This window comes from Chryseobacterium vietnamense (assembly GCF_031454475.1).
GTDB classification, from domain to species: domain Bacteria; phylum Bacteroidota; class Bacteroidia; order Flavobacteriales; family Weeksellaceae; genus Chryseobacterium; species Chryseobacterium vietnamense.
The window spans coordinates 1-8,881 of sequence record NZ_JAVDQX010000014.1 but is presented as its reverse complement, the minus strand read 5'-3'; the positions used below and the strand labels follow the sequence as shown (position 1 = coordinate 8,881).

Sequence of the window (8,881 nt, the reverse complement as noted above, 5' to 3'; positions counted from 1 at the left end):
ATTTCAATCGGGACGGTCAAAGGTTCGAATCCTTTCGCGCTCACAAGAACCTCACAATTTTCATTGTGAGGTTTTTTGTTTTTAGCAGACTACATTTCTTATTTTACAATCCAACAATGTTAATGAATCAAACAGGATACAGAATCCCGATTCAATCAAGACAGCAAAGGCCCGAATCCATTTTGCACTCACTTAAAAAGACAACTATCTGATAGATGTCTCTTTTTTCAATAAAAAATGCCACTATTTTAAGTGACACTTCTGGCAACATAAGCCTCCAAAGAATTGAATTTTATTCAAATGCTATAACAATAATAGAATTACCATTAGATCAGGTTGATAAATCTATAATATGCTACCAAAAAAGACAGCACAAATACGACTACTAACATCGGAAGCATTTTATACTCTTTTTTTACAGTATGAATAATCATACCCGCAAGCATGATTATACAAAAACAGACAGCAGCTATAGGTGTTAAAACAGGAACTATTCCTAAAATCCAGGGAAGGATAATACCTATACAGCCAAGTAATTCTAAAATTCCCAGTATTCTGATGGGTATGATTGAACTGGTCGCCTTCAGATGTCCATTTGCTACATGGCTCACTTTACTGCCACTGATTTTACCATAACCTGGCATTATAAAAAATAGGGCAAGCAACCCTTGAATTATTAATACAAGTGTATTCATCTTTTTTTCTTTATGAATGTTATTGAATTATGAAAATAGAGCAATAGTTATGATGTCCTGATATATAATCAGGATTGCTCTCAAAAGAAAATTTTATAGAATTAGATTCTATAGCCAGATATTACCCTTTTTTAGGTTGGTTCAGCCAAAGATTAATGTCTTCCACGTAATTGATATACTTATGGTATTCTGGGTAAATATAGCAAAAATTTAATTGAAGAACGGTTTATCTACATCATAGCCCATCATGATATTCAATAGGAATAGGCTTTATCCCTTTTAAAAATAAAATAGAGCATCCACTTGCCTTTTAGCCAAAACTTAGAAAAACAGGATCATTGAAAAACTTCTGTTTAATTCCTGATAAGCTGACATTATTTTCTTCTGGTACTATTTTCAACTAAACAATAAATAGTTTTCATGTACAGCTCTTATTTTTATTAAATTTAAAACCAAATAAGAATACAAACAGATATTTGGCCACTGTATAATTTTGAATGGATGAAAAAAATACTTTACATTTTTATAATTTCTGTAATTGCGGTTTTACTCCTGAATACAATTATTTTTAAGAATATCCCTGAAAAAGAAAAACAGGAACTTCTGAAAAACGTTCAACAGTACAAACATCCTATAAAAAGCATTTCTATGTCCTATCCGGACAATAGCGATCTGAAGATTCTGGACTCTGTGCTTAAAGACAACAGGATTGTTATGCTGGGAGAAAATGTTCATAGCGACGGCGCTACGATGCAGGCCAAAAGCAGACTCATCAAATATCTCCATGAGAATCTTGAGTATAATGTTGTATTGTATGAAACCGGACAATATGATGCCTGGATAATGAATGAGGAAATGAAAAACCACCGCCTTAAAGTTCCTGCTGCTTCTATAGGAGGATTGGGACTTTTTGATTTCTGGTGGGACAACAGGGAAACCCAGCCTCTCATCAACTATTATCAGAAAACGAAAACTTCATCTAGCCCGATAGAACTAGGAGGGTTTGATATTCAGTTTTCCGGAACAGAGCTGTATGACAGACGCGGTAAGCTTCTGAGGGATTTTTTAAGTAAAAACTCGATTGACCTTAAGCTATTTCCTCTTTTAAACAAAAATCTTAACCAGATCTCTAATTTTATGTATAAAGGATTTGCCGGAAAAATTTTACCGGGAAATCAGAAAAAAAACTTTCTCAATGAGATCACCCGACTTGAAGAAGTGGTTTCAAAGCTTGAAAAGACACCTGAAAATAGAATATATACCCGGTATTTGCATGATATGAGAAACAATTTCGATAAAGCATGGAAGTATGAAGCGGGATCTATGCAGAGCATGCAGTTCAGGGACTCTCTGATGGCTGAAAATCTTATTCATCAGATTGATTCTGTATACCAGGGACAAAAGATTATTGTGTGGTGTGCTAACCTCCATACTTTCGCAAGCCGATACAGCAAAGATTATTTACCGCTGGGTGCTTATATTAAAAGTAAATACGGAAAGGCTTCTTATAGGGTTGATTTTTCATCTTATTCCAAATATAATAAAACAGGAACTCCAATGGATAAGCCCGGAAAATTTGCCATCGAGAATACGTTTCATGCAACGAAAACAACTTATTTTTTCATCGATCTCAGAAGTATCCCGGAAAATTCTGTCCTGAAGAAAGAATTTGTATCCACCATTAACCAGGGAGTAGACCAGAAAAAGGTCTGGAGCCAGTTTTTTGACGGAATATTTTATATAGACACCAATACTTTTTTAACCTCTCACGAATAATGGAAAGCATTACTACTAAAAATCTCAGTTATACCATAGGTTCTAAAACCATTCTGAACAATATCAACCTCAATATTCCTGAAGGTAGTATTTACGGCTATCTGGGAAGAAACGGAGCAGGAAAATCGACCACGATCAAATTGCTTCTGGGGCTTTTGGAATCATCAGGCGACAATATTTTCATCCAAAATAAAAGCATCCAACAAAACAGGACGGAGATTCTGGCAAATACAGGAAATCTGATTGAATCTCCCTGTTTTTATACCAAGCTCACGGTTTATGAAAATTTAAAATATCTGGATATTATCTATGGCAAAGGCTCAAAAAGAATTGAGGAGGTTTTGGAACTGGTAGATCTTCATAACGAAAAGAAAAAGAAGGCAAGCGCCCTTTCTATGGGAATGAAGCAGCGTCTGGGAATTGCCATGGCTATTTTTCATGATCCGAAACTTCTGATCCTGGATGAACCTCTGAATGGACTTGACCCTCAGGGAATTTTTGAAATGAGAAAGCTTTTCCAGCATTTGAATGAGCTGGGAAAAACGATATTTCTTTCAAGCCATATTTTGAGCGAGCTTGAAAAAACGGCGACCCATATCGGAATTATTGAAGGAGGACAAATGATTTTTCAGGGGACAAAGAATGACCTTTTGAGCAAAGTAGAAAAGGAGATCATCTTAAAAGCTAGTCCTGTTGAAAAAGCATTAGCTCTGCTGCAAGACACTTTTTCTGCAGCGCTGAACAATACGAACAAAATTTCAGTAAAAATCAACAATGACAAAGAATTCAACGGAATTCTCACAACGCTGATCCAAAACGGAATTGAAATCTACGACATAGAGTCTCAAAGCACAAATCTTGAACAGATCTTCATTAATTTAATCTCCAAAAAACATGACTAATACCAATACTTTCTTAAAAGCTTTTTCATCCGAACAGTATAAACTCTCGAAAAACAAAGAGATTTTCGGGATTCTGCTGCTTCCTGTTTTGATCATCTTTGCGATTGATCTGTACATGGTGTATGATGTGCTCTGTTCCGGAGTGGAAGAAGCAGAGGGAACAGTAAATCCCTGGAAAATGTCATTGGGAAGAACTGTATTTATGTTTTTCTATCTCCTCTACCCTATTCTGGTATCGCTTTTTGTACATGCCTGCTGTGATGTGGAATACCGGAATAATAATTATAAAATCCTTTTTACCCTTCCGGTTTCAAAGACTAAAATTTTCCTTTCAAAAGCTCTGTTTATCCAGATCACTATTTTCTTTTCCGTGCTTTTTTCTTATCTGGCATTTTTGCTGAGCGGATATCTGCTCGGAATTGCCTTTCCGCAGTTTGGATTCCAGAATTATGATTTCAGGGAAGTGATATTTTACATCTTTTTGAAATTTTTTATCACACTTTCTGCCATTGCAATGGTACAGTTGACTTTAAGTCTTCTCTTCAAAAATTTCATTTATCCTATCGGTTTCGGAGTATTCATGCTGCTTTTTGCGACGATTATCCATCAAAAATCATTTGCAGATTTTCTTATTTACACCGGAGGCTATAAATCAATGGAAAACTTCATGAACGAAAACATTTCTTTTGAAAGAATAGATTACTGTAATATCGCTGCCATTTTTATCTTTATGGCTATGAGTTTTTATCTTTTTGTAAAGAAGAAAGGAATTTAAAAAGATCGAAGACAAAAGCGTGAGGATGAAAGTTACTATTAGACCAATAAATATCAATCAACTTCTCTCTCCCATCTTCACGCTTCCTTGCTGAATATTTACGCTACTGCTTTTATTTTTGTTCCGGTTTTGGCAGCCTCGATTTTCTTATTATTTCTAAGCTCACGCTTCATTTTACGGTAATCCCAGGGTGCAACAGCATTTACATCCTGCCATAGACCAACTTTTCTATATTGTGCATTTTCCTGAATTTTACCTAAAGAAGCATCTTTGGAGTAAGAAAAATACCACCATCCCATTCCTGCTTTGATAAGTTCTTTGGAAAGGTATTTTCCATCATCATAATAAACCTTTGCAATAGATCTCCCATAGCGGTCAGTGTTCGTTTCAACAAAGCTTACCGTTTTTCCAAATACCTGGGCAGAAGTAAACTGCTTAGCATTTTTTCCGAATGCCTGTCCACTTTCCGGACAATCGACTTCGGCCAGCCTGATTTTTTTTTGCTGATTGCCTTTTAACAGTAAAGTAATGGTATCTCCGTCTGAAATTTTAATTACTTTCCCGGTTGTTTGTGAGAATAGAAATACAGGGAAAAGCACATACAGCAGCATTAATCGTTTCATGTGGCAAATATAGGAATTAGTGGGTCTTGTTTAATGAAAAAACCTCGCGTTTTGCGAGGTTTTTTAATATTGAATTAAGTTATTTGATTTTTTTTCACCTCAAAGTCGGGAGATTTTGCTCAGTGATTTTTTATTCTATAATCTTTTTATAACAATTCTCCCCATCATGGTAGCCAAAGCAAAGTACAATATTCTTATCTTTTTTCTCAAAAAAAGTAGTATAGGTCATATCAGTATCATTCACATCTTCTGGAAAGGCAATTAAATCTTTATCAAAATTTAAATAAAAATCATTAAACTTTATTGTGTTACCTTCTAATTTGTATTTCGAATTGTAATTCAACAACTTCTTCCCTTTTATATTGTAAATTACTCTGTTATAAACCCCATCCTTGTTAATTGTTAGAGTATCATATGTATTCTTGTATGAGATGGGTGAATATTTTCCATATATATCTTCATTACTAATATTTTGGCATGAAAAAAATAATGTAAATAAAGTCAAAGAAATTAGAATCTCTTTTTTCATTTTATTTATCTTCATAATCAAATTTTTCAATTTTATCAGAATTTTTAATAATTACCTCTAAAGAGCCCTTTGGTTTTAGTATAGAATCTCCAACAGAAACCTTATCCCACCAATCTCTGTAAATCACTATACTATCTTTGTTATACACCAAGAATGCTATATTGTGATTATCATAATCAATATACTTTTTGCTAACGATTGATTTTATATCCTTATCTCTAATTTTATCCAAAAAACCGCCTTCTTCTTGTGAAGAAAATACAAATTTATATAAAAAGACTGATGCAGCAACGAGTAAAATCACTACTAAATTTTTATTTCTACTCATTTTATAAAATCAATTTTATATCCTTACAGAAACAGTTTCTAACAGATTACATTTCAAAACCATCACGCGTTAAAGGGCATTGCTACGTACGTATTTTCAAAAATATTTAAGGGCAAAGTTTCGGTTATTTTTGAGCAGGCTTTGTCACTCTTCACAATACAGACTTTAAGCAATTCTCCACAGTGATGATAGCCATTTAAGATCAATGCCCGAATACCTCCAGTATCTAGAATCCTGACAACCGCTCTAAATTTATCCACTATATCTGTTAATTCCAGAAAACTTAAATCAATATCAGCAAAAGAGATATTCTCATCGGCTACAATCTGAACAAAACGTTGTCCTGTGTCGTATGCAGTCAGGTTTTTAAATTTTTTATCCGCAGTTATAGGATTGGTTTCTAAGCAATCCAGATATACTTTTCGATCTCCTGACAGGTAATTTCGGGTATGCAGCTTAGCTTCCTGTAAGATCTCAATATCATTTCTCCTGAACGCCCTTTTCCACTCATCAATTTTTACTAAAATATCTTCATCCGCATACTCCCATAAAAACGAATAAACCTTTTGATCAGGAAAAAAATTCTCCATTTGAATTTTATCTTCGTGATTATAAAACAACCAGAAACTTTCGTACCTCAATTCATTATGTTCAAAAAAATTTGACAGGTAATAAGCATTAGTATCTATATACTTCTTCATAAAGTTTTAATTGAATTTTCGGCAAGCCTTTTTGGCGGCAATAATTATACTTCCCAATAACCAATATGTATCGGCAATGATGAATGGATTTTCATAAAATCATCATATTCAAAAGAGTGAAAGTAAAAATCTTCAATATTGATCTCAATTTTATCAATCTTAATTTCCTGATGTAAAAAAAATGTAAGGAATTTTTTTATAAAATCATTGATATTAATGTCTATACTCTCATCTATATATAATCCTCCATTTATCTGATTTTCAGAATAACCACCTCCCCAAAACACAGAATTATTTTCTATAAATGCAATAAAACTGTCTACAACGTATTCCGACAAATTTTCATGAATTATAATTGTAAACTCAAATATATCTTTCATTATTATTTTGATCAGTGTATAAAGTTGAAATATCAAAAGGAAACTTAATAGATCTAAGGTCCAAATTTTTTGTTTTCCTCAACATAATATCCAAACCAATGAATAATGATTCTGTTTTCAATAAAAAAACATGATCGTCTATATTATTCTTTTCAAAAATCAGATTGATACTATTCCAATCACCTGCAGTGAGTTTCTTTTTCTCCATTACATTCCGAATTTTCTGAGACGATATTTCATCTATTTTTACACAGTAATATGTTTTCTCTCCATTATTAATATCTTTTTGAATACAATTAAAAATATACATATCATTTTCAAATAAAGTAACAGATGTTATAATATCATCATACCAGTCGAGTATATATAATTGAGTAATAACCACTTCGTATTTTATTTTTTCATTAACATTAATGTTGAATAGAATTGATTTTAATGGTTTTAAAGATTTTAAAAAACAACTCTTTATTCTCTTCACTCAAATCATTAACAATAATTGCCATTTTATTTTTGTGGATATCTACACTGTCAAAATGGATTCCGATAAATCCCTTATTCATTTTTTTCGGCATCATAACCTGAGCTCTGTGTTTATTGATTGTATCATAGTAATAATAATTAACATTATAAATACCATTTTTACTATCTCTTTCAGTATTTTTTGAGAAATAAGCTTTTAACTCCCTGTTTTTATATTTTTCATATAATTCTTTATCATCAGTAATGAAAAAAGAATCTTCCTCAAACGACTTATAATCACCATAATAAATATAACCAATACGCTTATCTCCAGCATTAATACTGTATACCTGGGAATCTTTTGCCCGTTCTTTTTTAACGACCATTGATTTGGGTAAACTCAGTGATGTATTTACAATAGTGTGACGAACAAATTCCTGATTTTTACAGCAAGAAGACCATATCATTAAAAAACAACAGAACAAAAGAAGATGAGCTCCTGTTTTTAATGCTATTTTTTTATATTTTGGGATAAGAATGTTTAATGTGAACAAAAAAAACGAAAATTTTTTCATCATTTTTAAGCGGTCTAAATCAATGGTTATTAACAGGCTAAAGGTAATAAAAAATGATTCATAAAAATTAATTAAAAATTATCCCTCATTTTATTTTTTTATTAAAAAAATAATTGCATTTTTGCAGCCCTAAAAACGATGTAAAATTCGTTATTGATGACCCCTTCGGGGCGTAGCGTAGTCCGGTCATCGCGCCTGGTTTGGGACCAGGAGGTCGCAGGTTCGAATCCTGCCGCCCCGACTGTTTTAGTAGTTTTCTCAAAACTACTTAATGGGTGCGTAGCTCAGCTGGATAGAGCATCTGCCTTCTAAGCAGACGGTCAAAGGTTCGAATCCTTTCGCGCTCACTTTAAGACTTACTGGAAACAGTGAGTCTTTTTTGTTGTGTTTAAAATCTTTACAGCAGAAGTAACAGAGCCTTCCGATTACAATAGGAACGACAAAAGCCTGAATCTTTTCGCGCTCACTTTAAGACTTAGTGGAATGCTTAAGTTTAGGTAAAAAGTCAGCCATTTTAATAAATGATGACAAAATAATCTAAGAACATGATTTTTAAATAAGTACAACTAATCACAAAATGTTCATAAAAAAATAATTAAAAATTATTCCTGAATTTATTTTTTTATTCCAAAAAGTATTGTACCTTTGCAACCGCAAAAACGAAGTAAAATTCGTTTTTGATGGCCTACTCGGGGCGTAGCGTAGTCCGGTCATCGCGCCTGGTTTGGGACCAGGAGGTCGCAGGTTCGAATCCTGCCGCCCCGACTGTTTTAGTAGTTTTCTCAAAATTACTTAATGGGTGCGTAGCTCAGCTGGATAGAGCATCTGCCTTCTAAGCAGACGGTCAAAGGTTCGAATCCTTTCGCGCTCACTTTAAGACTTACTAGAAATAGTAGGTCTTTTTTGTTTTAGAAACTTACATTTCTTACTTTATAATCCAACAATGTTAATGAATCAAACAGGATACAGCATCCCGATTTCAATCGGGACGGCAAAGGTTCGAATCCTTTCGCGCTCACTTTAAGACTTACTAGAAATAGTAAGTCTTTTTTGTTTTAGAAACTTACATTTCTTACTTTATAATCCAACAATGTTAATGAATCAAACAGGATACAGCATCCCGATTTCAATCGGGACG

The 8,881-nt window shown here is 33.3% G+C and carries 11 protein-coding genes and 4 tRNA genes; 7 read left to right on the top strand and 8 right to left on the bottom strand.

Annotated features, from left to right (window positions below; translation table 11 throughout):
• Positions 1–326 precede the first annotated feature (326 nt).
• On the bottom strand, positions 327–695 hold the full coding sequence (locus J2786_RS23000) for a DoxX family protein (RefSeq protein ID WP_047433141.1): 369 nt from the start codon (positions 693–695) through the stop codon (positions 327–329).
• A 501-nt stretch (positions 696–1,196) separates the two neighbouring features.
• Here J2786_RS23000 and J2786_RS22995 point away from each other — a divergent pair.
• The 3 genes from J2786_RS22995 to J2786_RS22985 are packed head-to-tail and all read left to right on the top strand — an operon-like array spanning position 1,197 to position 4,148.
• Entirely contained in the window at positions 1,197–2,471 is a 1,275-nt protein-coding gene (locus J2786_RS22995; protein ID WP_047433144.1) for an erythromycin esterase family protein, read from the top strand.
• Entirely contained in the window at positions 2,471–3,373 is a 903-nt protein-coding gene (locus J2786_RS22990) for an ABC transporter ATP-binding protein (protein ID WP_047433147.1), read from the top strand. The genes J2786_RS22995 and J2786_RS22990 overlap by 1 nt, the downstream gene beginning before the upstream one ends.
• A complete protein-coding gene (locus J2786_RS22985) occupies positions 3,366–4,148 on the top strand; it encodes an ABC transporter permease (RefSeq protein ID WP_047433150.1) in 783 nt (260 codons plus the stop codon). Before J2786_RS22990 ends, J2786_RS22985 begins: the two co-directional genes overlap by 8 nt.
• A 98-nt stretch (positions 4,149–4,246) precedes the next feature.
• On the opposite strand, the gene J2786_RS22980 is transcribed toward J2786_RS22985, so the two are convergent.
• The 7 genes from J2786_RS22980 to J2786_RS22950 all read right to left on the bottom strand — a co-directional run bounded on the left by J2786_RS22980 (position 4,247) and on the right by J2786_RS22950 (position 7,746).
• On the bottom strand, positions 4,247–4,771 hold the full coding sequence (locus J2786_RS22980; RefSeq protein WP_047433153.1) for a thermonuclease family protein: 525 nt from the start codon (positions 4,769–4,771) through the stop codon (positions 4,247–4,249).
• Between the two features lie 130 nt (positions 4,772–4,901).
• Positions 4,902–5,315 carry a hypothetical protein gene (locus J2786_RS22975; protein ID WP_047433155.1) on the bottom strand — a complete coding sequence of 138 codons (414 nt, stop codon included), beginning with the start codon at positions 5,313–5,315 and terminating at the stop codon, positions 4,902–4,904.
• Positions 5,302–5,628, bottom strand: a complete 327-nt coding sequence (locus J2786_RS22970) for a hypothetical protein (protein WP_047433157.1) — start codon at positions 5,626–5,628, stop codon at positions 5,302–5,304. Before J2786_RS22970 ends, J2786_RS22975 begins: the two co-directional genes overlap by 14 nt.
• A gap of 62 nt (positions 5,629–5,690) precedes the next feature.
• Positions 5,691–6,329, bottom strand: a complete 639-nt coding sequence (locus J2786_RS22965) for a hypothetical protein (RefSeq protein ID WP_047433159.1) — start codon at positions 6,327–6,329, stop codon at positions 5,691–5,693.
• Between the two features lie 44 nt (positions 6,330–6,373).
• Positions 6,374–6,709, bottom strand: coding sequence for a hypothetical protein (locus tag J2786_RS22960; protein ID WP_047433160.1), 336 nt, complete (start codon positions 6,707–6,709; stop codon positions 6,374–6,376).
• Positions 6,693–6,917, bottom strand: a complete 225-nt coding sequence (locus J2786_RS22955; RefSeq protein WP_310026925.1) for a hypothetical protein — start codon at positions 6,915–6,917, stop codon at positions 6,693–6,695. The genes J2786_RS22960 and J2786_RS22955 overlap by 17 nt, the downstream gene beginning before the upstream one ends.
• 202 nt (positions 6,918–7,119) lie before the next feature.
• A complete protein-coding gene (locus J2786_RS22950) occupies positions 7,120–7,746 on the bottom strand; it encodes a hypothetical protein (protein ID WP_047433166.1) in 627 nt (208 codons plus the stop codon).
• Positions 7,747–7,909: 163 nt separating this feature from the next.
• Here J2786_RS22950 and J2786_RS22945 point away from each other — a divergent pair.
• The 4 genes from J2786_RS22945 to J2786_RS22930 all read left to right on the top strand — a co-directional run bounded on the left by J2786_RS22945 (position 7,910) and on the right by J2786_RS22930 (position 8,614).
• Positions 7,910–7,984 (top strand) — tRNA-Pro (locus J2786_RS22945).
• Positions 7,985–8,016: 32 nt separating this feature from the next.
• Positions 8,017–8,090 (top strand) — tRNA-Arg (locus J2786_RS22940).
• A 343-nt stretch (positions 8,091–8,433) separates the two neighbouring features.
• Positions 8,434–8,508: transfer RNA gene (locus J2786_RS22935), tRNA-Pro, on the top strand.
• A gap of 32 nt (positions 8,509–8,540) precedes the next feature.
• Positions 8,541–8,614 (top strand) — tRNA-Arg (locus J2786_RS22930).
• Positions 8,615–8,881 lie beyond the last annotated feature (267 nt).

What these genes read in the sequence shown, in the direction of transcription:
- J2786_RS22950 (WP_047433166.1), bottom strand. Translation starts at nt 7,746, where the DNA reads ATGATGAAAAAATTTTCGTTTTTTTTGTTCACATTAAACATTCTTATC.
- J2786_RS22990 (WP_047433147.1), top strand. Translation starts at nt 2,471, where the DNA reads ATGGAAAGCATTACTACTAAAAATCTCAGTTATACCATAGGTTCTAAA.
- J2786_RS22970 (WP_047433157.1), bottom strand. Translation starts at nt 5,628, where the DNA reads ATGAGTAGAAATAAAAATTTAGTAGTGATTTTACTCGTTGCTGCATCA.
- J2786_RS22985 (WP_047433150.1), top strand. Translation starts at nt 3,366, where the DNA reads ATGACTAATACCAATACTTTCTTAAAAGCTTTTTCATCCGAACAGTAT.
- J2786_RS22960 (WP_047433160.1), bottom strand. Translation starts at nt 6,709, where the DNA reads ATGAAAGATATATTTGAGTTTACAATTATAATTCATGAAAATTTGTCG.
- J2786_RS22955 (WP_310026925.1), bottom strand. Translation starts at nt 6,917, where the DNA reads ATGGAGAAAAAGAAACTCACTGCAGGTGATTGGAATAGTATCAATCTG.
- J2786_RS22965 (WP_047433159.1), bottom strand. Translation starts at nt 6,329, where the DNA reads ATGAAGAAGTATATAGATACTAATGCTTATTACCTGTCAAATTTTTTT.
- J2786_RS23000 (WP_047433141.1), bottom strand. Translation starts at nt 695, where the DNA reads ATGAATACACTTGTATTAATAATTCAAGGGTTGCTTGCCCTATTTTTT.
- J2786_RS22995 (WP_047433144.1), top strand. Translation starts at nt 1,197, where the DNA reads ATGAAAAAAATACTTTACATTTTTATAATTTCTGTAATTGCGGTTTTA.
- J2786_RS22975 (WP_047433155.1), bottom strand. Translation starts at nt 5,315, where the DNA reads ATGAAGATAAATAAAATGAAAAAAGAGATTCTAATTTCTTTGACTTTA.
- J2786_RS22980 (WP_047433153.1), bottom strand. Translation starts at nt 4,771, where the DNA reads ATGAAACGATTAATGCTGCTGTATGTGCTTTTCCCTGTATTTCTATTC.